This is a genomic window from Winogradskyella sp., assembly GCF_028282165.1.
GTDB lineage: Bacteria > Bacteroidota > Bacteroidia > Flavobacteriales > Flavobacteriaceae > Winogradskyella.
In genome coordinates this window covers 44,210-68,546 of sequence record NZ_JANQIM010000024.1, presented here as the reverse complement: position 1 = coordinate 68,546, position 24,337 = coordinate 44,210, and the positions used below count along the sequence as shown (strand labels likewise).

Annotated in this window: 22 protein-coding genes; 15 read left to right on the top strand and 7 right to left on the bottom strand. The window is 35.9% G+C overall.

Going from position 1 to position 24,337, the window contains the following annotated elements:
* Nucleotides 1-11: 11 nt before the first annotated feature.
* A complete protein-coding gene (locus Q0972_RS09430; RefSeq protein ID WP_299365190.1) occupies nucleotides 12-1,262 on the bottom strand; it encodes an aspartate kinase in 1,251 nt (416 codons plus the stop codon).
* Nucleotides 1,262-1,738 (bottom strand): GNAT family N-acetyltransferase, encoded by a 477-nt coding sequence (locus Q0972_RS09425; protein WP_299365188.1) that lies wholly within the window; start codon nucleotides 1,736-1,738, stop codon nucleotides 1,262-1,264. The genes Q0972_RS09430 and Q0972_RS09425 overlap by 1 nt, the downstream gene beginning before the upstream one ends.
* A 130-nt stretch (nucleotides 1,739-1,868) precedes the next feature.
* Between Q0972_RS09425 and fbp the strand changes: the two genes are divergently transcribed.
* Nucleotides 1,869-2,876, top strand: a complete 1,008-nt coding sequence (gene fbp, locus Q0972_RS09420; RefSeq protein WP_299365185.1) for a class 1 fructose-bisphosphatase — start codon at nucleotides 1,869-1,871, stop codon at nucleotides 2,874-2,876.
* Nucleotides 2,877-2,921: 45 nt separating this feature from the next.
* Here the strand turns inward: fbp and Q0972_RS09415 are convergent, their stop codons facing one another.
* Nucleotides 2,922-3,353, bottom strand: coding sequence for a TerB family tellurite resistance protein (locus tag Q0972_RS09415; protein ID WP_299365183.1), 432 nt, complete (start codon nucleotides 3,351-3,353; stop codon nucleotides 2,922-2,924).
* Between the two features lie 148 nt (nucleotides 3,354-3,501).
* Between Q0972_RS09415 and Q0972_RS09410 the strand changes: the two genes are divergently transcribed.
* The 5 genes from Q0972_RS09410 to sppA all read left to right on the top strand — a co-directional run bounded on the left by Q0972_RS09410 (nucleotide 3,502) and on the right by sppA (nucleotide 11,124).
* A complete protein-coding gene (locus Q0972_RS09410) occupies nucleotides 3,502-4,410 on the top strand; it encodes an AraC family transcriptional regulator (RefSeq protein ID WP_299365181.1) in 909 nt (302 codons plus the stop codon).
* A gap of 173 nt (nucleotides 4,411-4,583) precedes the next feature.
* Nucleotides 4,584-5,096 (top strand): nuclear transport factor 2 family protein, encoded by a 513-nt coding sequence (locus Q0972_RS09405; RefSeq protein ID WP_299365179.1) that lies wholly within the window; start codon nucleotides 4,584-4,586, stop codon nucleotides 5,094-5,096.
* Between the two features lies 1 nt (nucleotide 5,097).
* Nucleotides 5,098-6,117, top strand: a complete 1,020-nt coding sequence (locus tag Q0972_RS09400; protein ID WP_299365177.1) for an alpha/beta hydrolase — start codon at nucleotides 5,098-5,100, stop codon at nucleotides 6,115-6,117.
* Between the two features lie 219 nt (nucleotides 6,118-6,336).
* The gene (locus tag Q0972_RS09395; RefSeq protein ID WP_299365174.1) at nucleotides 6,337-9,051 is read left to right on the top strand and encodes a phosphoenolpyruvate carboxylase; all 2,715 of its coding nucleotides are present in this window, start codon (nucleotides 6,337-6,339) and stop codon (nucleotides 9,049-9,051) included.
* A gap of 309 nt (nucleotides 9,052-9,360) precedes the next feature.
* Nucleotides 9,361-11,124, top strand: coding sequence for a signal peptide peptidase SppA (gene sppA / locus Q0972_RS09390; protein ID WP_299365172.1), 1,764 nt, complete (start codon nucleotides 9,361-9,363; stop codon nucleotides 11,122-11,124).
* Between the two features lie 46 nt (nucleotides 11,125-11,170).
* Here sppA and Q0972_RS09385 read toward each other — a convergent pair whose 3' ends face one another.
* Together Q0972_RS09385 and Q0972_RS09380 are read right to left on the bottom strand one after the other, a co-directional pair.
* Complete coding sequence (locus Q0972_RS09385; RefSeq protein WP_299365170.1) at nucleotides 11,171-11,800, bottom strand: NAD(P)-binding domain-containing protein; 630 nt, start codon at nucleotides 11,798-11,800, stop codon at nucleotides 11,171-11,173.
* Between the two features lie 31 nt (nucleotides 11,801-11,831).
* Entirely contained in the window at nucleotides 11,832-12,593 is a 762-nt protein-coding gene (locus Q0972_RS09380) for a type 1 glutamine amidotransferase domain-containing protein (RefSeq protein WP_299365169.1), read from the bottom strand.
* Between the two features lie 33 nt (nucleotides 12,594-12,626).
* On the opposite strand from Q0972_RS09380, the gene Q0972_RS09375 reads away from it, so the two are divergent.
* On the top strand, nucleotides 12,627-13,031 hold the full coding sequence (locus tag Q0972_RS09375) for a helix-turn-helix domain-containing protein (RefSeq protein ID WP_299365167.1): 405 nt from the start codon (nucleotides 12,627-12,629) through the stop codon (nucleotides 13,029-13,031).
* Nucleotides 13,032-13,109: 78 nt separating this feature from the next.
* On the top strand, nucleotides 13,110-13,877 hold the full coding sequence (locus Q0972_RS09370; RefSeq protein ID WP_299365165.1) for an MBL fold metallo-hydrolase: 768 nt from the start codon (nucleotides 13,110-13,112) through the stop codon (nucleotides 13,875-13,877).
* A 6-nt stretch (nucleotides 13,878-13,883) separates the two neighbouring features.
* On the opposite strand, the gene Q0972_RS09365 is transcribed toward Q0972_RS09370, so the two are convergent.
* Nucleotides 13,884-14,243, bottom strand: a complete 360-nt coding sequence (locus Q0972_RS09365; RefSeq protein WP_299365163.1) for a helix-turn-helix domain-containing protein — start codon at nucleotides 14,241-14,243, stop codon at nucleotides 13,884-13,886.
* A 99-nt stretch (nucleotides 14,244-14,342) separates the two neighbouring features.
* On the opposite strand from Q0972_RS09365, the gene Q0972_RS09360 reads away from it, so the two are divergent.
* From Q0972_RS09360 to Q0972_RS09335, 6 genes are all read left to right on the top strand, one after another.
* Complete coding sequence (locus Q0972_RS09360; RefSeq protein ID WP_299365161.1) at nucleotides 14,343-14,936, top strand: NAD(P)H-dependent oxidoreductase; 594 nt, start codon at nucleotides 14,343-14,345, stop codon at nucleotides 14,934-14,936.
* Nucleotides 14,937-14,939: 3 nt separating this feature from the next.
* Nucleotides 14,940-15,476, top strand: a complete 537-nt coding sequence (locus tag Q0972_RS09355) for a redoxin domain-containing protein (RefSeq protein ID WP_299365159.1) — start codon at nucleotides 14,940-14,942, stop codon at nucleotides 15,474-15,476.
* Between the two features lie 63 nt (nucleotides 15,477-15,539).
* Complete coding sequence (locus tag Q0972_RS09350; RefSeq protein ID WP_299365157.1) at nucleotides 15,540-16,178, top strand: transglutaminase family protein; 639 nt, start codon at nucleotides 15,540-15,542, stop codon at nucleotides 16,176-16,178.
* A 79-nt stretch (nucleotides 16,179-16,257) separates the two neighbouring features.
* Complete coding sequence (gene mfd, locus Q0972_RS09345; protein WP_299365155.1) at nucleotides 16,258-19,737, top strand: transcription-repair coupling factor; 3,480 nt, start codon at nucleotides 16,258-16,260, stop codon at nucleotides 19,735-19,737.
* An 85-nt stretch (nucleotides 19,738-19,822) separates the two neighbouring features.
* Nucleotides 19,823-20,683, top strand: coding sequence for a DMT family transporter (locus Q0972_RS09340; RefSeq protein ID WP_299365153.1), 861 nt, complete (start codon nucleotides 19,823-19,825; stop codon nucleotides 20,681-20,683).
* A 46-nt stretch (nucleotides 20,684-20,729) separates the two neighbouring features.
* On the top strand, nucleotides 20,730-22,028 hold the full coding sequence (locus tag Q0972_RS09335) for a thioredoxin family protein (protein WP_299365151.1): 1,299 nt from the start codon (nucleotides 20,730-20,732) through the stop codon (nucleotides 22,026-22,028).
* A 142-nt stretch (nucleotides 22,029-22,170) separates the two neighbouring features.
* Here the strand turns inward: Q0972_RS09335 and Q0972_RS09330 are convergent, their stop codons facing one another.
* Nucleotides 22,171-23,124 (bottom strand): nicotinic acid mononucleotide adenyltransferase, encoded by a 954-nt coding sequence (locus Q0972_RS09330; protein ID WP_299365149.1) that lies wholly within the window; start codon nucleotides 23,122-23,124, stop codon nucleotides 22,171-22,173.
* A gap of 210 nt (nucleotides 23,125-23,334) precedes the next feature.
* Between Q0972_RS09330 and Q0972_RS09325 the strand changes: the two genes are divergently transcribed.
* Nucleotides 23,335-24,336 (top strand): NAD(P)H-dependent glycerol-3-phosphate dehydrogenase, encoded by a 1,002-nt coding sequence (locus Q0972_RS09325; protein WP_299365390.1) that lies wholly within the window; start codon nucleotides 23,335-23,337, stop codon nucleotides 24,334-24,336.
* Nucleotide 24,337: the final 1 nt, after the last annotated feature.

Sequence of the window (24,337 nt, the reverse complement as noted above, 5' to 3'; positions counted from 1 at the left end):
TTAGTAAATTGTTATTTAGTTACGATTTGAACGGTTTCTTGTGTTAATTGCTTCAATAAGACCGTTTTATCTTTTTCGAGTTCTCGAATGGCAATATCATTATAGTGTCTAATGGTATATAGACTCACATTATCGTGGCATGTTACATTAAATTTTGCCTTTAAGTGTTGTAATAACTTATCGCGATTGTTATAAATATTATCTATACACACCGAAAAACTTATCGCAGAATTCTGAATGACATCCACTTTCATTTTATAAAGATGCAATAAACTAAAAATGTCGCTAATGTTTTCTTCGACGATATATGAAAAATCTAGCGATGACAATGAAATTAAAATCTGATTTTTCTTGACAATAAAACAAGGAATTTGAGGATCAATAGCTTTTCCTTTGCTTACACAAGTCCCTTCTGCTACAGGATTTAAAAACGATTTTACATAAAGTGGAATCTCCTTTTGCTGTAACGGCTGAAGTGTTTTCGGGTGAATAACGGACGCTCCATAAAAGGCAAGCTCTATGGCTTCCCTGTAAGAAATTTGATGTAGCAGCTGTGCATTTTCAAAATAACGTGGGTCTGCATTTAATACCCCGGGTACGTCTTTCCATATGGTTACACTATTAGCATTTAAACAATACGCAAAAATAGCAGCAGTGTAGTCACTACCTTCCCTACCCAAAGTTGTAGTAAAATTATTGGCATCACTGCCTAAAAATCCTTGGGTAATATTGAGAACCGAACTGTTTAAGTGAGATGAAATATTCTCTTGGGTTTGCTCCCAATTCACATTAGCTCGTCTGTAATAATTATCGGTTTTAATATAGTCCCTTACATCTAACCACTTATTTTTTATGCCAGTTTCGTTGAGATACTGGCTTATAATTGTCGTAGATATCAGTTCGCCAAAACCTATGGTCTGGTCATAAACATAGTTATAGTCTGGTGATTTATTACTCTTAAAGAACAAGGCCAGTTCATCAAAAAGTGCTTTTACAGAAGAAAATACGTGATGGTGTTCATTATCAAATAAATCTAGAAGAATCTCATTGTGGTATTTTATAACTTCGTGAATTGAGCTTTGTAACTCGTCTTTGTTTTCAAAGTAATTCTTGATTACAACTTCCATAGCATTAGTAGTTTTTCCCATAGCAGAAATAACAACCAATGTATTGTCATAGCCTGTAGTTTTTAAAACTGAGGCTAAGTTTTTTACCCCTTCAGCATCCTTTACCGAAGCACCGCCAAATTTATAAACGCGCATTAAAACTCTTTTAAATAATTGTCAATTCCTTTTTCATCAAGCTGAACCACATCCCAATCGCGCATCACTTTTGCTCCTTTCTTTTCGTAAAAATCTATGGCTGGCTCATTCCAATCGAGAACTTCCCAACTGATGCGTTTTACACCTAAGGATTTACCATATCTTACCACTTCATCCAAAAGCATGGTTCCTATGCTTTTACCTCTTTGTGTTTCACTCACAATTAAATCTTCAAGATGTAAGACCTCTCCCTTCCAAGTTGAATATCTCATATAGACTAATGCCATGGCTTCAACCTTTTGATCTACTTCAACAACAAAACATGTAAACTTAGGCTTATTACCAAACCCATCAGATTCTAACTTGTCTAAAGTAACCTCAACCGCATTGGGTTCTTTTTCAAAGACGGCCAGTTCTTTTATAAGTTCTAGAACTCTTGGCATATCTTCTATTATGGCAAGTCTTGGTTGGTTCATTTTTTCTTTTTTAAAAAAGAACTCAAATATAGTTCAAACAGACTTTAGATAACAATTTATTTAAATCACGAAAACGTTATAGTTTGTTAAAAAATGCGATATTTGTGCCTATTAATCAATATAAAACTTCATGTCTCAACGCAATCAAACACTTGGTGAGTTTATCATTGAAAACCAAGCTTCTTTTAAATATACTTCTGGCGAACTTTCAAGACTTATAAACTCTATTCGATTAGCCGCAAAAGTGGTAAATCACGAAGTTAATAAAGCAGGTTTGGTAGATATTCTCGGTGCAGCTGGAGATACTAACGTACAAGGCGAAGATCAGCAGAAATTAGACGTTTACGCCAACGAGAAGTTTATACAAACTATGACCAACAGAAACATTGTTTGCGGTATTGCAAGTGAAGAAGAAGATGATTTTATTACAATTAACAGTCAAGATGAAAATCATCAGAATAAATATGTGGTCTTAATAGATCCGTTAGATGGATCTTCAAATATTGACGTTAATGTCTCTGTTGGTACCATATTCTCGGTATTTAGACGCGTTACTCCTGTGGGAACACCTGTGCAGCTAGAAGACTTTCTTCAGAAAGGGACCAACCAAGTTGCGGCTGGATATATTATTTATGGAACCTCAACTATGTTGGTTTATACCACTGGAGATGGTGTAAATGGTTTTACGCTAAACCCTGCAATAGGCTCGTATTATTTGTCTCACCCAGATATGAAATTCCCTGAAGACGGACGTATTTATTCTGTTAATGAGGGGAACTATATACATTTCCCACAAGGGATCAAGGATTATATTAAATATTGCCAGATGGAAGAAGGTGATAGACCCTACACTTCTAGATATATAGGTTCGTTAGTTTCAGATTTTCATAGAAATATGATCAAAGGTGGTATTTACATGTACCCTAAAAGCTCTAAAGCCAGCAACGGAAAACTTCGTTTGCTCTATGAGTGTAATCCAATGGCATTTTTAGCCGAGCAAGCCAACGGAAAAGCTAGTGATGGATTTACACGAATCATGGAAATTGAGCCAACAGAACTTCACCAGCGCGTCCCTTTTATTTGTGGCAGTAAAAATATGGTGGAAAAGGCTGAAGAATTTATGCGAAAGACAAACTAAAAAAAGCGAACACTATTGTTCGCTTTTTCTAACGCTAAGCATCTATTATTGATTCATTTTTTTCATCTTCTCCGTAAACTCATTTAAATCTACCTCGTAATAAACTAAGCTTAGTGCCTTATCGGCAATATATTTTACATTTTCAGGGTTAAAACCTAATCCAATACATAATTTTTCTAGAAGCACTACTTGGTCTTCTCCTTCAATATGGTCGGCCCATACCATACGAGTTAAGTCGTACAAGCGTTCTAAACGCTTATCATAAGAAACTGGAGCGTTAATCGGGTGACTTTTATAATCCTTTAAAATGGCTTTGTAATCGTGTTCTGTGATATCTAAACGAACGGCTAAACGGTCTAAAAATTCTCTCTCACCATCATTGATAATACCGTCACTCATTGCTACCCTAGCTATAGCTGCAAAATGGTCTTTATTTCGTTTTTTGAATCCACTTTCGAACAAATCTGAAATTGACATATACATTGTTTTTTTAATCGGGCAAATATATATTAATCCAAAATCAAAATATCCTCAATCTGCTATTTTTTGCAGCTTACTAATGACATTAAATAATAAGAACTCCATTACCACCACAAAATGATAAAAGAAATCATAAATTTGACTTGTGCAACACTTCAAAACCATATCGAATTATTGTAAGGCCATTAACATTTCTAGCCCTAAACAACCTTATTTTGATATTCGAAGTTTTGAAGAAAACATGCCAACGGTTGTTCCAAATATGCAGCCGTTTAAACACGAGTTCTATGCCATTGCCATAAAAGTTGAAGGCTCTGGTAAAGCCATTACTGGACACTATTCTAATTTCCCTGAAGGGGCTACCGTATTTTTCAACACACCTTTCCAAATTATTTCCTGGGATATTCTACCCGATTGGGAAGGCTATTATTTAATGTTCGCTAAAGAATTTGTGACTAGCTCAAAACACTTGCAACAGCTTTTGGAGGAGTTTCCGTTTTTAAAGATTGACAAGTCCATTCCATTTAAAGTTCAACCCAATGAGGTTTCTAAGTTGTTATCCCTTTATGAATCTATTTACAATGAACAACAAAACCTTAAAGACGATTCATTAGCAATTATAGAAGCTCAAGTATTGGTACTGCTTAACTTTGTAAAACGCTATTTTAATACCCAAGTAAATAAAGAAGAGGCCGAAACTGCTTTTAGAAAAGCAGATGTTAATTTGCTGTCGCGTTTCCAAACCTTAATAGAAACAAGTTTTTATGACAATACTTTGGCAAATAAAAAAACACATTCGCCAAGTTTTTATGCAGAGCAATTAGCAGTACACCCTAACCACTTAAACGCCACGGTAAAGCAAATTACAGGACATACAGCCAAAAATCATATTCAAAATCACATTATGCGATTGGCAAAATCGCGACTGCTTCAAACCGACATGAGCATCAAGGAAATTGCTTATAACTTGCATTTCGACGCACCCAATAATTTTAATAGTTTTTTTAAAAAACAAACTGGGTTGACGCCAAATTCATTTAGGAAGAATAACTAGCCCCTATCCATCAGTAGTCAGCTTGAGTGTTCTGATTCCGATAGCTATCGAAACTGTCGGGATGTATCGAGGTGACAATTCAATAGTCTTTGATTTTTATACTTCTCTATTTGATTCTATAAATCTTTCCTGAGAAAGCCGTCGCATCTTTGTACTATCAAAACAAAACGAAGATGAAAACACTATTTATAACCTTATTAATGACCACTTCATTAATTATAAATGCACAACACATGAAAGACAAGATGAATATTCAGGAAACCATTACCGAAATGTTTGTCAATTCTGATAATAGCAATTGGACAGAAGTAGAAGCACAATTTGCCTCAAAAGTAACATTAGATTATTCTTCAATGACCACAAATCCTGCGACAGAAGTTTCGCCTGCCGATATTACCGCTAGCTGGAAAACCGTATTACCAGGCTTTACATTTACACATCATCAAATAGGAAACTTCATTACTAAAGTTGATGGCAACAAAGCACATTCGTTTTGCTACGGCACCGCTACACATTGTTTAGAAGATGATAACGGCAATATTTGGACCGTAGTAGGAAGCTATGATTTTGATTTAGAAAAAATAGATGGTATTTGGAAAATCACAACGATGACCTTTAATTTCAAATATCAGGATGGAAATACAAAACTTATTGAAAAAGCTGTAGAACAAGTAAAATCAAACTAAAATGAAAACAATAACCTTAGCATTAACCCTTGCACTAGTATGCTCTTGTGCAAATTCAGAAAAAAAGAAGGAAGAACAGAACGAAACTAAAAACACAGAAGTAACCATGAAAACCGTAAATTTTAAAAGTGAAGGCTTAAACCTTGTAGGCAATTTATACTATCCGCCAAACTTCGAAGAAGGAAAAAAGTATCCAACTATTGTGAGTTCTGGCAGTTGGACAACCGTTAAAGAGCAAATGGCTGGTTTGTACGCCAAGCGATTTGCAGAAAATGGTTTTATCACCTTGGCATTCGATTTTAGAAATTATGGTGAAAGTGAAGGTGTACCAAGAGCTTGGGAGAATCCAACCATGAAAATCCAGGACATTAAAAATGCCGTAGCCTATTTAAAGACGCTTCCAGAAGTCGATGGTACTAATATTGGAGCCTTTGGCGTCTGTGCAGGTTCTATGTATACCTTAATGGCAGCTTCAGAAGATAGTAATATCAAAGCTGTAGCAACAACAGCCTCTTGGTTGCACGATGACGAAGCTGTAAAATTGTTTTATGGTGGTGAAGAAGGTGTACAGCAACGTAAGGATGCTGCACAAGCTGCCAAAAAGAAATATGCCGAGACAGGTGAATTCACATATATTAAGACCATTTCAACAGATGACCCAACAGCAGCCATGTATGGTAACTTTGATTATTACTTAAATCCTGAGCGTGGAGCCATTCCACAATGGAGTGCTGACCAATTTGCTGTGGCCACATGGGAAGATTGGTTGAACTTGAATCCATTTCCATCAGCATCAAAATTAGATAAACCGCTATTTATGGTACATTCTGATGGCTGTGTTTTACCAGATTACACCAAAAAATACTTTGAAGCTGTACCATCAAAAAATAAAGAACTGGTTTGGGTAGAGACTGATTTGGCATCACCAATGCATCAATTTGCATTCTATGACCAAAAAGAAGAAGTCGATTTAGCCGTTGAGAAAACAAGTCAGTTTTTTTACAAGAATCTACAGCTCTAAAAGTTTGGACTCTAGAAAGTTATTGACAATTGCTTTCACTTCTTTAATTTCAAATAGGTCTATAGGTATAATTTACATGTAGGCCTATTCATCGTTTCTTAACTTTGAAAATTCGAATTTTCAAAGTTATTTTTTTAATTTCATCAGTCAAATTTTAAGTCTATCTATAAGCTTTAACAATTAGAAATGCTGTTAGATTCCTTTAAATAATAAAAAAATATGTCATTAGAATTGCTTAAAAAAGAAGGGATTGAAAAAATCCATACCGACTTTCAAGAACTGGTTACATTATTCAAAGAAATGCTAATCTCAATAGGCGAAGAGGATTTGGCTGAAAGTTTGCCCTTTGGAAAATCCAAAACTATAAACCAAGAATATCGCTCAGAAGAAAAATTTATTCAAGCTATTGGAATTTGCTTTGAGTTATTGAATTTAGTTGAGGAAAATGCCGCTGCCCAATACAGACGCCGAGCGGAGACGCAACTGGGTATAGAATCCACAAGAGGTTCTTGGGGAGAAGCTATAAGTGAGTGGAAAGAAAAGGGCCTTAATCCAGAGACGATAGCCCAAACATTACAGAACATGAGTGTTATGCCAGTACTAACAGCGCATCCTACTGAGGCAAAACGACTTACGGTACTCAACATTCATAGAGAGTTCTATCTTTTATTGGTAAAAGGGGAAAACCCAAACTGGTCCTATGCCGAACAAGAAAGTCTAAAACAAGAGATTATCAGTTTAATGGAGCGTTGGTGGCGAACAGGCGAAATCTATTTGGAAAAACCAAGACTTCAGGATGAGCGAAATAACTTGATGCATTATTTTGTAAATGTCTTTCCTGATGCTGTGGCTCTTGCTGATAATCGTCTAAAGGAAGCTTGGAGATCTTTCGGTTTTCCAAAAGAGTTATTGGAATGGCCAGAGCATTTCCCCTTGGTACATTTTGGCAGCTGGGTCGGTGGTGATAGAGATGGGCATCCTTTTGTAACACCAGAGTTTACCAAGTCTACGCTAGAGTTACATCGCAAGGCAGCTCTAGATATGATTCGTAATCAACTTATAGAATTAACAGTAAAACTTAGTTTTTCTAGTTATCGCGTTCCTTTTCCTGAGGAGGTCTTAAAAAACATCGAAGATCTGGGCAATTTCTTTGGAGCTCAAGGTCAAAAAGCATTAGATAGAAATCCATCGGAACCTTTACGCCAATATGTTAATTTACTTCTGGTAAAGTTGGATAATACTATAGAAGAAAAACACGATCTTGGTGAAAATGGCTACTTTAAAAGCTCCAATGATTTGGCTAAAGAACTTAAAAAGTTAAGACATCTACTTGTCGAGTTAGGTGCAGAACGCATTGCTAAACAAACGCTTTTCCCCGTAGAACGTTTGGTGCGATGCTTCGGATTTCATTTGGCCAAATTAGACATTAGAAATAATAGTACCTATCACGAAAAGGCGATAACTCAAATCTTGGTCACAGCTGGTTTTGAAGATTCAGATTACGCATCATGGGATGAAGAAAAACGACTGATGTTTTTAAATAAAGAGTTAGAGAGTAGTCGCCCTTTTCTAGTTTCGGGCACTTTATGCGGAACGGAAGCTGATAATGTATTGGGCTATTTAAGCGCTGTAAAACATTATATTGACAAGTACGGTATAGATGGTATTGGCTCTATTATTGTAAGTATGACGCGTAGCTTAAGTGATCTGCTGTTAGTGTTCGTTCTCTTAAGGGAAGTCGGTTTGCAGGATGTTCGTCTGCCTGTAGTACCCTTGTTAGAAACCATCGAAGATTTAATTGCTGGCCCTGATATCTTATCTGACTATTTAAGCCATCCTGTATTACAAAAACAGATTAAAGCATCATCAAAGTTTACCCAAGAAATTATGCTTGGCTACAGTGACAGTAATAAAGACGGGGGCATCTTAACGAGTCGTTGGAACATTTATAAAGCAGAAGAAAACCTTACCAAAGTGGGAGATAAATTTGGTGTAGATTTACGTTTTTTCCATGGTCGTGGTGGCACGACGAGTCGTGGTGGTGGAAAAATTCATCGCTTTTTGGATAGTATGCCAGCAGTTGCCATGAGCGGAAAAATTAAAATGACCGTTCAGGGCGAAACCATAGCCAATCAGTTTGCCAATCGTCTCACGGCGACCTACAATTTAGAGATGTTTACGGCAGGAACTGCAAAACAAGCCCTGATTAAGAGTGACGGTAATCAAGATGCTGAACTTTATAACATTATGGACAATATGGTCGCCTTGGCCAGAAAAAAATACAGAACCCTCATTGACCATGATAATTTTATTGCGTTTTATTCTAAAGTGACCCCAATCGATGTATTGGAGCAAAGTAAAATCGGTTCAAGACCAGCACGACGTACTGGTCAACGAAGTCTAGATGACCTCCGATCCATACCATGGGTGTTTAGTTGGAGTCAATCTAGATTTAATCTCACAGGTTGGTTTGGTATGGGAGAAGCTCTTGAAACCTTTAGAAAACAAAATCCCGAAGATTACAACAGATTGCAAACACTTGCAAAGGATTGGCCCTTCTTTAAGTACTTACTAATTCAGGTTGAGACCAATTTATTGAATGTTGATACTGAAATAATGCATGTCTTTTCTGAAATGGTGGAGGACGAGAACACTAAAGAGGAATTGATGCAATTAGTTCTTAACGACTTTGAAAAGTGTCTTGAAATCATTCAAGATATTATGGGAGAGTCTTCAGACACGAGAAGGATTGCTGCAACAGAAAATAAAAAATTAAGGGATTCATCCCTAAAAGCATTGCACAAGATTCAAGTCGACTATATTAAGAAATGGCGAGAATTGAGAAAGGCTCATTCTCCAGAAGGAGAACGTTATCTATTACAACTTTTACTATTGGTCAACGCACTTTCGGGCGGATTAAAAAGTACGGGATGATATTTAAAAGCGAGAGATTGACTCTCGCTTTTTTTATTATTCCTTAACCAAAAGACAAGCAAATGGTCAGATCATATGGTTAAGGTTAATACCCTTTGATTATTTCCAAAATAGCATTAGGTTTTAATGATGTTTTAAGAAAATAAGTGAAGTTGTTTCACTATTTTGTCATCCGAATATTTGTTGCCAAATCTTCTTTACTTCAGCAATGTAATAAACGTATTTTTAGAACATTAAATTAAAGAATTGTGTAACTAATGAATAGGTATTTAGACTGACTCTTAAGAAATAAAAAATTAAATATTACAGATGAGTTTTTTAAAACGCGTATTGTCCACAATTGTTGGACTAATTATTTTTTCAATTTTAAGTTTTATAGTATTTTTTATGTTCATTGCTTTTCTTGGAAGTCAAGGAGAAGAGCCAATTATAGTAGAAAATAATTCGGTACTGAATTTAAAGCTGGATTTTAATATAGAGGATCATATTGGTAAGAAAGAATATGAAAATTACACCTTTCTAAACGAGTACCCTAAACATAGCCTCTTTGGGATGATAAGAGCCATTGAATTTGCTAAAACCGATCCTCAAATAAAAGGTATTACCATAGAAAACAATTTCACTTTTGCAGGATATGCGCAGCTTAAAGCTTTGAGAGATGCTTTGATTGATTTTAAGGATAGTGGCAAATTTGTAGTTGCTTACTCGGACATCTTCACACAACAATCGTATTATTTAAGTTCGGCAGCAGACACTTTGTATGTTAATCCTTCGGGCACTATTGAATTTAAAGGGCTAGCTTCAGAACAATATTATTTTAAGGATTTTCAGGAAAAAACAGGTTTAAAAATGGAAGTGGTCCGCCATGGTAAATACAAAAGTGCGGTAGAGCCATTTTTAGAAAACAACATGAGTGAGGCTAATAGAGAACAAATAAAATCCTATTTAAATTCGATCTGGTCGACGATTAAAACGGATATTAGTAAGAGTAGAAGTATCCCTCCAGAAACATTACATACCATTGCCGATAGCCTACTAGGTCGTACGCCAACATTGGCATTAGAAAATAAACTGGTTGACAAAGTTGGTTATTATGATGAATTTACTAATGGCATTAAGCATCAAATAGGACTTAAGACTGAAGATAAATTGCCGAGCATTGACATTCGTGATTATTCAGAATATACCTATTCTAAGCAGAAGTCTAGCTATAAGACAGATAAAATAGCAGTGATTTTTGCTGAAGGAGAAATTATATATGGCGAAGGTGACGAAAACTTTGTGGGGCAAGGTATCATAAACAACGCTTTGATAAAAGCGAGAGAAGATGATAAAATAAAGGCTATTGTCTTACGTGTAAATTCCCCAGGGGGAAGTGCACTCACTAGCGAATTGATTTGGAGAGAAATAGAATTGACCAAAAAAGTAAAGCCCGTGGTTGTTTCTATGGGTAACTATGCGGCTTCTGGAGGCTATTATATTGCTTCTAATGCTGATTATATTGTGGCTGAACCTATGACTGTTACAGGAAGTATTGGTGTGTTTGGAGTCTTACCAAATGGCACCAAACTTTTTGAGAAATGGGGAATTAGCACACATCAGGTGATGACTAATAGTAATGCTATTACGTATAGTTTTTCTAAGCCATTATCCGAAAATCAACGTAAGTTTATCAAAGAAGGCATTATAGATGTTTATGACTTGTTCTTAATTCGAGTTGCAGAAGGTAGAGGCATGACAAAAGATGATATTAATACTATTGCACAAGGACGTGTTTGGACTGGTAGTGAAGCCATTGACATTGGACTAGTTGACGAATTAGGAGGCCTTGATACAGCACTTAAAAAAGCTTCAGAATTGGCCGATATTGATGACTATGCAACAAAAGAATTCCCCATATTTAAAAAAGATTTTAGAGAGTCGTTAAGTCAATTAGGGTTAATGAAAACTAAAGAAGAACTCTTAAGAGAAGAGTTGGGCGAAGACGGCTATAAGGTTTGGAAAGAGATTAAGACACAAACACAACGTGAAGGTGTTCAACTACTGTTTCCTTATGGGACGTATATAGAATAATCGAATCGAGATTATGAGACCCTGAAACAAGTTCAGGGTGACGAATCTACTTTTCCAAATACGCCCACATAAAATTCGGATGATGGCCATCTCGGCGTACCATCTTTACCCAAAGTAAGGTCATATGCTCTAAATGCAAGGCTTGATCTAAAGCACCAACGTCCTTGGCATAAAACCCACTTGCTTCAATGATTGAAGCTACTTTTTGCTTGGCTTCAGTAGTATTTCCAGCAAAGAGCATAGAAGGTTGTTCTTTTGCGTTTAGATATTCTGGATTGCTGAAATTCTCGAAACCATAAATCGTGTAAGCTTTAACTACATTTGCTGTTGGTGCCCATTCTTGAATCTTCTCGGATCCAGATATTTTACTTTCCAATCCATGAGATATGCCAGCACCAACAGGATTGGTACAATCTACCAAAGGTTTTCCTCTAAAGTCCAAACCTTTCAGCAATACTTCATTCACATGAAATGGTGTTGCCAAAAAGATAACTTCGGCAGTATCTATCGCTTCTTGAAGTGGCAATACGCCGAAGTTAAAGTTTTGGACTAGTGCTTTTTGTACACTCTGGGAGTCTGGATTATCATTTGCAATAATGATGCTATATCCTTTTTGTTCTAAGTTGTTCGCTAGTGCAAAACCGACGTTTCCTATACCTATAAATGCTAATGTCATTGTGTTTTGTGTTTTGTTGGTATAACGTTTATTATTTGTTTAGCTGCGCAACTACCATTTTTGCCGTGGCAGCTCCAGAGTTTTGTTGCTGGCCTGTAATTAAATTCCCATCTGCAATCACATAAGATGAAAATGGTGCTGCCACTTTAAAATTAGTATCCTTTAATTTTCGGGCTTCAGTTTCTATTCGGTAAGGTTGAATTTGCATGCCTACAGCAGCATCAGCAAACTGTTCTTCGGCATCGGCAAAGCCAGTCCAGGTTTTGCCTTTTACTAGTAAATCGCCACCAGACGTTTTAGCTTCTAACAAAAGTGTTGTAGAATGGCACACGGCCGCGCTTGGTTTTCCGGATTCGTAAAATGAAACAAATAATTTCTCCAAATCTGTATTACCTCTAAACGTATACATTGGTCCTTGTCCACCTACTAAAAAAATGGCATCGTAATCTTCAGCAGAAACTTGTGTAAGTTTTTTTGTGTTTTCAAGTATTTGGTTAAAACTGTTTCGCTGCATATACCCTAATGATATGAAATCATGAGCGGAATAACCACTTTCGTCTAATGGATTAGAGTAAGCATCCATTTCTATTTTCCCACCTTCGGTAGAAACCAAATCAATTTCATATCCTGCTTCTTGAAACACATATAATGGATGTGTTAATTCTGCTGCCCAAAAGCCAATTGGCCAACCTGTTTGTTTAGAAATAGTAGGACTACTGGCTACCATTAATACTTTTCCTTTGCTTGGTGCACCGTGAAAATGCACATATTCATTTTGCTCTACAATAGTCATAACGCGTGTTTTTTAATTCTATTCAAAATTATTATGAATTCATTTTCGTTTTACATTTTACTACCTTTGTTAGTAACTAACATTTATGTAAGTATGCCAGATTTCTTGAAGAATAATAAACGTTATTATACACCTGTAGAATATGTCTTCGATAAAATTGGAGGCACCTATAAAATGCCCATTTTATGGCGATTAAAGGATAAGTCTTGGCGTTTTTCAGAGCTAAAACGAAGTATTTCACATATCTCTGACCGCATGCTAAGTAAAAATTTAAAAGAATTGGTGGACGACGGTTTTGCTACTAAAGCCATTATTCCTGAAGTTCCTGTAAAAACAGAGTACACTATCACTGAAAAAGGAAAAAGAGCCATTCCAATAATTGTGAGCCTACGAAATTATGGGTTTCAGTTGATGCAAGAGGATGGAATTAAAGATTAATTGCATTTAAAGCGAATCAATGATGGTAATCTTAGCTTTATAAACAGTAAATTAGCGGCAGTCATTAAATCTAACATAATGAAAATCCATCACATTCGTAATGCAACGATGATCATTGAAACTGGTGGGCATGTTATTTTAGTTGATCCGATGCTTGGAGCCAAAGGAACTGCAGGGCCGCCATTTACCTTATTTCGATTTAAGCCAAAGCGTAATCCTATCGTAGATTTACCAGAGAATTCTCAACCTGTTTTAGATAAAGTTACACATTGTTTGATTACCCACAAGCATCCCGATCATATCGATAAAGTGGCTGAAGCGTTTTTGAAGAAAAAAGATATTCCTGTGACCTGCAGTGTTTTGGATGAGGCTTTATTTAAGAAAAAAGGTTTAAATATTGTACAAACCGTTGATTATTGGAAACACGATAATTTTTTAGGTGGAAAAATAGAAGGTATTCCAGCACGCCACGGTTATGGGTATGTGGCTAAACCTATGGGAAATGTGATGGGATTTTATTTAGAATTTCCCAATGAACCCTCCTTATATTTAAGTAGTGACACCATTTATACTGATGATGTAGATAAAGTACTTAAAGACTATAAGCCAGATATTTCCGTAGTCGCATCCGGCACAGCCCAGTTAGATTTTTTTCAACCTCTATTAATGCGTGTTGAAGATATTATAAAGTTCACTAAAACGGCACCTGGAAAGGTCATTGCCAATCATTTGGAAGCGGTTAACCATTGTCCAACTAAACGATTAGATCTAAAAGCCAGATTTAATAAAGAAGGGCTTTCAGATAAGACTTTTATTCCAGAGGATGGGGACATCATACTATTTTAGCAAGAATTATAAGCTTACAATTTTACAGTCTTCAAATTCAATGGTACTAAAACTTTTAGAAGTCCAATAGCTTAACTGTTTTAAAATAGGCAATAGCCCTTTGCCACGTTCAGACAAAGAATATTCTACACGAGGAGGGGTTTCGGCAAAACGTTTGCGAATAATTAGTCTGTCGTCTTCCAACTCTCTCAATTGTTGCGTTAATACTTTTTTTGAAATATTCGGAATGAACAACAATAATTTTCCGAAACGAAGCGAGCCATTAGCCAAAAGATAAATGATGATAGGTTTCCATTTACCACCAATAATATTCATGGCGTGTACAAGCGTACAACTATTTGGATTATCAATTATTTTTCGTGCCATAGTTACCTTTTAGTTACCACAAATTTAAACAAAAGTTTTTTAATAGTATCAAAAATAGACTATTAATAGTAACTTTGCGATACAATTAAATCCAATTAGATGAAAAATATATTTATTATAAATGGTCATGAAGCCTATGAATTTTCAAAAGGTCAACTTAATAATAGCCTAGTCGATCGCTTAAAAAATTTACTTGCAAACGAAGACTTCGAGATTAAGACTACGGCCATGAAAGACGATTACAATATAGACGAAGAGATTGCCAAGCACCAATGGGCAGACCTCATTGTAGTACAAATGCCGGTCAACTGGATGGCTACGTCCTGGAGTTTCAAAAAATATCAAGATTATGTGTATAGCTTCGGCATGGATGGTCGTTTGTGCGCTGGAGACGGCCGTTCACGCCAAGATACTACTAAACAATACGGAACAGGAGGAACACTCACAGGAAAAAAATATATGTTGTCATTAACTTTTAATGCTCCCAAAGAAGCATTTAATGATGCCGATCAATGGTTTTTTGAAGGGAAAAGTGTCGATGATCTGTTTTTACCAACCCATTTAAATTTTAAATTTTTTGGTATGAAAGCGTTACCGACTTTTGTCTGCTATGATGTACTTAAAAATCCCGATATTGATAATGATTTTATACGTTTCGATCAGCATATTAAAGACCATATTTTAAACGCTTAAAACATGAATACACAACAAAAACTTACGCCGCAAACCCAAGCACCAGAACTTCACATAAAACTACTTGGTGGAGATATCTGGAAACTCGAAGATCAAAACCCAGAAAACTTTACAATGCTTGTTTTTTATAGAGGATTGCACTGCCCCGTTTGCGAGAAGTATCTTAAAACATTAAATGGCCTTATCGATGCTTATGCTGAAAAGGGTGTAGATGTCATCGCTATTAGTATGGATGTAGAGGCTAGGGCCAGAAAAGCACGAATCAAATGGGAACTATCCGAACACTTAAAAATCGGGTATGAACTAGATGCAGAAACAGCAAATAATTGGGGCTTATACCTAAGTAAGGCCATTAAAGATTATGAGCCAGAGGTGTTTAACGAACCAGGGTTATTTTTAATAAAACCAGATAACACTATCTACTTCGTAACGCTTAATTCTACACCTTGGGGACGACCACATCTAGCATCTTTTGTTAAGGTTATTGACTTTATAAATACTAGTGGTTATCCTGCAAGAGGTGAGATATCGTCATTGTAACTTTTATACCGTCTAAATCAAATTTCTCGTGTGTTATTAAGCTTAAATAGCTAACTTGTGCCTATGAATTCAACGTATCTAAAAGAGACTTTTTTCTTTGATTACAGTAGTCCTCAGATTCAAGATTTAATTGCAGAGGTATTGCATTTACCTTCGGAGAAAGAGAAAATAGAACAACTGTACCTTAAAGTTAGAGATGGTTGGCGCTACAACGCTTATAATATTGGCTTAACAGAAGAACATTATAAAGCAAGTACAATCATAGAGAAGCGCGAAGCACACTGTATTGACAAGGCCATTCTTTATATTGCTGGACTACGAGCACTAAACATACCTGCTAGGTTGCGCTTGGCAAAAGTCTCTAATCATATCGCTGCAGAACGCCTCGAAGCAAAATTGGGCACTAACGAATTAGCACCACATGGATTGGTCGATGTCTATTACAACGATGAATGGAAAAAATGTTCACCAGCTTTCAACAAAGAGCTTTGTGCTATGTACAACGTTGATGTTCTGGATTTTGATGGTACTGAAGACTCCATACTTCAAGAATACAATAAGGACAGTAAAAAGTTTATGAGCTACTTGGATGATTATGGTTATTTTGAAGATGTACCTCTGGATTATATTAAAAGTATTTTCAAGGACCATTATCCAGAACTTTATAAGAATTACAAAGAAGCAAAGGATATTAAATTTTAATTAAACTTTGGCATACCTAAATCCAAATTATCATTTAAAACATACTATATTTACCACCTTACTTTAAAGGAGCAATCTAGTGAGCAAAACCCTTATCTCGCAGACCTTTTCACAGACTTTGCAACTGCAAAATCTGCAGAACGCTATTGCCCAACCCTTCGACTACACTCAGGGTAAGACCGCACCAAAAACATATCTCAAGGGTCTTGTAGGCTCGTCACTTTCTATAGTAATAGCCGAAACATTTAAAACTACTGAGAAACCGTTTCTTTTAGTTTTTGATGATAAAGAAGAGGCAGCTTATTACCTCAATGACCTAGAGCAACTCATCAACGATAAGGATGTGTTATTCTACCCTGGCAGCTACAGAAGACCTTATCAAATAGAAGAGACCAATAATGCCAATGTACTTCTAAGGGCCGAAGTGCTAAACCGAATTAATTCTCATAAAAAGCCAGCGATTATTGTCACTTATCCTGATGCCTTATTTGAAAAGGTCGTCACCAAAAGAGAGCTAGAACGCAATACTCTAAAAATTTCTGTAGGTGATGAGTTGAGTATCGATTTTGTAAATGAAGTGCTGTTCGAATATAAATTTAAGCGTGTCGATTTTGTCACAGAGCCAGGGGATTTTTCTTTGCGTGGTGGTATCTTGGACGTATTTTCCTTTTCGCACGATGAGCCTTACCGTATTGAGTTTTTTGGAGATGAGGTGGATAGTATTAGAACGTTTGATGTCGAGACACAATTATCTACCGAACGCATTAAGAAGGTTAGCATTATTCCAAATGTTGCTAATAAAACTATAGCCGAAAAACGGGAAAGTTTTCTCAAATACATATCGAACAAAACGGTTGTTTTTACTAAAAACCCATCATTCATATTCTCTAAAATCGATGATTTTTTTGCTAAAGCAAAAGAGGCATTTAAAACTCTATCTTCAGAAATAAAACATGCCAAACCTGAAGAACTTTTTTGCAATTCTGAATTATTGAAGCGTCAATTCTTAGACTATAATTTGGTAGAATTTGGTGCTTATGCAACGCTGAGCAATCAAAATTACGCTACGGTCATTGCGAACGAAGTGAAGCAATCTGTTTCTATTGATGAGATTGCTACGTCTTCCGATAGCTATCGGAATCCTCGCAATGATAACACAATCCGATTCAATACCAAACCACAACCCTCGTTCAATAAGCAATTCAATCTTCTAATCGATGATCTAAACGAGAACCATTCTAACGGCATTACTAATTATATAGCTTGCGTTAGTGAACAGCAAGCCAAGCGCTTTCATGATATCTTCACTTCGACTGCGCTCAACGACCAAGATGATGAACAAAGGGTTCATTACAAAACAATAGTCCTTTCACTTTATCAAGGGTTCATTGATGCTGAACATAAAATTGCGGTTTATACCGATCATCAAATCTTTGACCGTTACCATAAGTTCCATCTAAAAAACGGCTATGCCAAGAAACAAGCCATTACCTTAAAAGAGCTGACCAATCTCGATATTGGAGATTATGTAACCCATATCGATCATGGGATTGGTAAGTTTGGAGGGCTTCAAAAGATAGATGTCGAAGGCAAAAAACAAGAGGCTATAAAGTTAATTTATGGTGAACGCGATGTACTCTATTTGAGCATTCACTCATTACATAAAATCACTAAGTTTAATGGCAAGGATGGTAAGCCTCCTAAAATCTATAAACTTGGCAGTAAAGCTTGGAAAAACCTAAAGCAAAAAACCAAATCTCGTGTTAAGGAAATAGCCTTCAACCTCATCAAGCTTTATGCGAAACGAAAACTAAGAAAAGGGTTTCAATATGCGCCTGACAGCTATATGCAGCATGAACTCGAAGCGTCATTTATCTATGAAGATACACCAGATCAAATCTCTTCAACAGCAGATATAAAAGCAGATATGGAAAGTGAACGCCCAATGGATCGTTTAGTGTGTGGCGATGTAGGCTTTGGAAAAACCGAGGTGGCTATAAGAGCGACTTTTAAGGCCGTTGATAACGGTAAACAAGTAGCTGTTTTAGTACCAACAACCATTCTAGCATATCAACATTATCGTACATTTAAAGAGCGGTTAAAAGATTTTCCAGTAACTATAGACTATGTTAATCGCTTTAGAACTGCAAAAGAAAAACGCGAAACCTTAGAAGGTTTAGAAAAGGGTAAGATCGATATTATCATTGGTACGCATCAGCTTGCGAACAAGAATGTAAAGTTTAAAGATTTAGGCTTACTCATTGTTGATGAGGAACAAAAATTTGGAGTAGCCGTAAAAGAAAAACTAAAGACCATTAAGGAAAATGTGGACGTATTAACCTTAACTGCAACGCCTATACCAAGAACACTTCAATTTAGTCTTATGGCTGCGAGGGACTTGTCGGTTATAAACACACCACCACCTAATCGTTATCCGATTGAAAGTCGTGTGATTCGATTTAATGAAGCCACTATTCGTGATGCCATAAGCTATGAAATACAACGTGGTGGACAGGTCTTTTTTGTCCATAATCGAATTGAAAATATTAAGGAATTTGCTGGTATGATTCAACGTTTGGTCCCTGATGCCAAAATTGCTATTGGCCATGGACAACTCGATGGCAAAAAACTAGAGCAGCTGATGTTGGCCTTTATGAACGGTGAATTTGATGTTTTAGTAAGTACTACCATTATTGAAAGTGGATTGGATGTGCCAAACGCCAATACCATCTTTATCAATAATGCCAACAATTTTGGTTTGAGCGATTTACACCAAATGCGAGGTCGCGTAGGACGTAGTAATAAAAAAGCATTTTGTTTTTTCATAACACCAGAGTATTCTGCTATGACTACTGACGCTAGAAAACGAATTCAAGCATTAGAGCAATTCACAGAATTAGGTAGTGGCTTTAATATTGCCATGAAAGACTTAGAGATTCGTGGCGCCGGTGACTTATTAGGAGGCGAACAAAGCGGATTTATCAATGATATTGGATTTGATACTTATCAGAAAATCTTAAACGAAGCTATTGAGGAATTGAAAGAATCTGAATTTGCGGATTTATATAAAGATGATAAGCCAAAGCAATATGTAAAAGATATCACAATAGATACAGACTTCGAATTGTTGTTCCCAGATGATTATGTTAACAATATTACTGAACGCTTAAATCTTTATACGAAGCTTAATGCCATTAAAACCGAAGAGGAACTTCTGAAATTTGAATCTGAAATCATCGATCGTTTTGGTGAACTGCCAACCCAAGTTGTTGATTTATTGGATAGTGTACGCTTAAAATGGATTGCCATAAAAATGGGACTTGAAAAAATTATCATGAAACACGGTAAGTTAGTCGGTTACTTTATACAAGATCAACAAAGCAAATTTTATCAGAGTGAAGCTTTTACTAAAGTCTTACAATTTGTACAAATGAATGCTGGGTTATGCAAAATGAAAGAAAAGCAAACTAGAAATGGATTGCGCCTACTGATTACTTTTGAAGATATAAGGTCTACAACAAAGGCCCTTACCGTACTTTCAAAAATAAATGAGCAATAAATATCAGTTCGAGTATCCCGATTGTATTCACTGAGCGTAGTCGAAGTGTAAACGTCGGGATGTATCGAGAACAGGAATTTTATAAATGAGTAATAAAAATCATTTAAACCATTTGTTATGGTTAACTATTGGTACAATTTTTATTAGTACTTCTGGTGCCTTAGGTAAGTATATTGATATGCCAACTCCAGTTATCATTTGGTGGCGCTCTATTTTGGCAGCTATTTTTCTGCTATTTTTCTGTTTATACAAAAGAATTAATTTAAAAATCTATAATCGTAAAGATCGTTGGACCTTCCTTTTAGCATCTTTTTTTATGGGAGCGCATTGGATTACCTATTTCTACGCACTAAAGCTGTCCAATGTTGCGCTAGGTATGTTATCACTCTTCACATTTCCTGTAATTACCGCCTTACTTGAACCTTTATTTTCAAAAGTTAAATTCGATCCTATTCATATTATCCTAAGCATATTGGTGCTTATCGGCATTTATATTCTAGCACCAGAATTCGACTTAAAAAGTAGCCAGCTACAGGGTATTCTTTTAGGGCTATTATCGGCTTTGTGCTATGCCTTACGCATATTGATCCTTAAAACTCATGTTGTAAAATACAACGGCACTATGTTGATGTTTTACCAAGTCACCCTATTAGCAGTTATACTAATTCCTGCTCTATTCTTTATGGATACTACAAATATTACAACCCAATATCCTTATGTTATCCTTTTAGCACTATTGACTACGGCTATTGGCCATACACTGTTTGTGAATAGTCTTAAGTATTTTAAGGCAAGTACTGCTAGTATTATAGGGAGTAGTCAACCTATATTCGGAATTATTATTGCTTATTTTTTCTTGAATGAAATCCCAACAATACATACATTTGTTGGTGGTAGTTTAATTCTAATGACTGTAGCTATCGAAAGTATTCGATCTAAAACATAACAATGGCTTAATTATTGAGACTTATATGGCGCTAAACCTTATTAAAATGAAAAGACGATTCCTTCCATTACTTTTGTTCCCATGTATAGTGCTTTCACAAAGCGTAAAAGGCACATTTTCGCCTGCCGAGGAGTTCACACATGCCTTTTTGTATCAAGCCACACCAGAAGGCGCCAACTATATCAGTTATGGTAAATTGGATAATGAGGGGCATTTTGAAATTCCTATCGATTCAACTGCTGCTCCTGGTATCTATAAAATTGTCTATGCAATACCACCCGAAGAGAATAATTTTGATTTTATCTATGATGGCAAGGAGACTATAGCTTTTGATTTTAGTTATGAAAAAGGTGTAAAATTTACTGAATCTGAAGAAAATAAACTTTGGAACTCATACTTAAACAGTATGGATATGGTCAACCAAACCATAAGTAATTATTATACAAAAGATGGCAAAGACAAAGATGGCTTTCAGGCGGTTTTCAAAGTCTTAAAAGATACGCAAACTGCTTATGAAACATCAGCTATGGGTAAGTTAGTTTCTACTTTTATAACTGCTAATAGACCATATATACCATCTCAATATGAGGATTTAAAATCCTACACCAATAATCTAAAACAGCATTACTTCAGTCAAATAGATTTTAGTAATTATGTGTTGCAAAGCTCCTCTTTTTTAATCGATCGTGTGACGAGTTATGTTTTTAATATGGTCGCAAACCCTACTGACGACACCTACAAAACACTTATTGATGATGTTGCAAACGCCATAACTGATGATGACATTATAAAAACCTCCCTTTTAGATGTGTTATGGCAACGTTTTGCCAGTACAGATAACCATGAGGTGGCTAATTACATTACAGACCAGCACCTCTTAGAATTAGCCAAAAAAACGAATAATATAGTTTTAGCTGAGACTATTATGTCTTACAAAAACACCTCCATTGGCACCAAAGCTCCAAATTTTGAAATTGTATCTACAGAGCGTACTACTAGCTTATATAACTTAGAAAACTCAGAGTACTATTTGCTAATTTTTTGGAGTAGTGGCTGTGGACACTGTCTCGATGAATTGCCTAAAGTAAAAGAACTGGTCGCCAAAAAACCAAATATAAAAGTTGTAGCTTTTGGTTTGGAAAGTGACCCTACAAAATGGACCGAAGAGATTAAAAAGTATCCAGATTTTGTCCATAACATAGGTTTAGGGAAATGGGATCATCCTATCGTAAAAACGTATGGTATTGCCGCAACACCGATGTACTTCTTGCTAAGTAGCTCTAAGATCATTATGGCCAAGCCCTATGGATTTGAGGATCTGGAAGTGGTACTAAAAGACTTATAAGCTTTGTCTATAACTTAACGGCAGATAAAGCTTTTATCTACTTTTTTGTTTCATTGGTTTAATACCATAGACAATTCAAAAAGAAAACGCCCAGTCGACAAGTATCGACTGAGCGTTTTGAAACTAAATAACCAACCAAAATTTAGCTTCCTATGTTTCGAGTATTTTCTCTAGGGTTATCTACCTTAGGTGTTTTTTGTTTACGCTTTTTAGGCATATTTTTCTTTTCCGTAATTCTACCTTGCGTATCAGAACTTCTATAGTAAGCTATATAACCTCTACCTTCAAACACATAAACTGTACCTGATGCGGCATGGAACAGCTCTATCGTTGCATCATTAATAACGCTCAATTCAAAGAATTCATTGTCAAAGAAATCATAATCTAACGTTAAAGTTTTTAAGTATATATCCCCAGGCATGTCACCGACTCCATAAATTCCTGTATAGTCCCAAAAAATAAGATTTGGATCAATGATGTTTACATCTTGGGAACTTCTAAAGGTAGAGTCGTTACCACCAGATAAAAACTGTAAATAGTTTTCATTATCAAACTCGTTTAAGACACCAAAATCACTAGTATAAACTTTTTGCCAAGCCTCATATTCTTGTAAGAAATAATGGATATTGTCATAGAACACAAAATCATAGTCAAACGTTGCCCTTTGATAACCTTCTAGAAAATAAGAGGTGTCATTAAACGGATTATATAGTTCAATAGTATTATTATTAATTTGATACACATCGAAACTGTTAAAGCCATCAATAACATGGTCAATATCTAATATCATATCATAAGCATTGTAAGTTCCTATTTGCACACCAAAACCATTACCTTCACTTCCTATGCCAACTAAGTTATTATTAGCAAACACGCGGCCATTATTAAAAGTTAACGTAAATGCAATTTCCATAAATGGTGTTGATCCAAACCCTTGCGTGGCATTGATATCCACGTACCATAAATCGTAAGATTGTAGTAACTGATTTAAGGAAATAGCAGGCACAGCATCATTAATGATTATTTCTTCTCTATAACACGACGTTAACAATGTTGCACTAAGTACAAATCCGAATAGTAATTTTAATGTCTTCATAATTCAACAGTTTTAGGGTTACTACTGTAATAATTTCAAAACCTATGCCAAAAATTAAAGTAGAAATTACTTAATGTCAGGCTGAGCGCATTCGGAGCCTTTGGCTACTTAATAAATATGCTCTTCGACTGCGCTCAGTGAGGCATAAATCTTCCAAATTAATTCCTTAAAATTTATGTATTTTTGAAGCACAAAACCGATACGTATTCCATGAGTGACTCCAAAAAGTATGCTGTGTTTGGCGCAGGAAGTTGGGCAACAGCTATTGTAAAGATGCTTTGCGAAAACTTGGATGAAGTAGGATGGTATATGCGCAGTGTTTACACCAAAGAACATTTATTAAAGGAACAGCACAATCCTAGTTATTTAAGCTCGGTAGAGTTTCATATTGAGCAGTTAAAATTAAGCAACGACATCAATGAAATCGCAGATTGGGCAGACTTTCTCATTTTTGTAATCCCGTCTGCTTTTATGCAATCTGAACTCAACAAGTTAACAGTAGATATTAGCAAAAAAGTAATCGTGTCTGCGGTTAAAGGTATTATCCCAGAATCAGGTTTATTGGTGGGCGAGCATTTTCATGATATCTATTACATCCCTTTCGAAAATATTGCGGTTATTGCTGGGCCTTGCCATGCGGAGGAAGTAGCTCTAGAGCGTTTATCGTATTTAACGATTTCTTGTGCGGATCCGTTTATAGCTCAAGCTATAGCCGATAACTTATCGAGCTCCTATATTAAAACCAAGACCAGTGATGATATTATTGGTGTGGAATACGCTGTGATGCTAAAGAATATCTATGCGATTGCCGCTGGTATTGCACATGGTTTGGGCTATGGAGATAACTTTCAGAGCGTGCTGATGAGCAATGCTATTAGAGAAATGAAACGTTTTATCAAAAAAATGCATAAGATGAAACGAAACATTAACAACTCTGCCTATTTAGGTGATTTACTGGTAACGGGTTATTCTGTCTTTTCTCGTAATAGAATGTTTGGCAATATGATTGGTAAAGGCTACACGGTTAAATCTGCACAATTGGAAATGAATATGATTGCCGAAGGTTACTATGCTACCAAGAGTGCCAAATTGCTCAATCAGAAAAACGTTAAAAAAACACAATTACCTATTATCAATGCTGTATATGCGATTCTTTATGAAAATAAAGATCCAAAAAAGGTATTTAAGAAATTAGTTGAAAAGTTGGATTGAA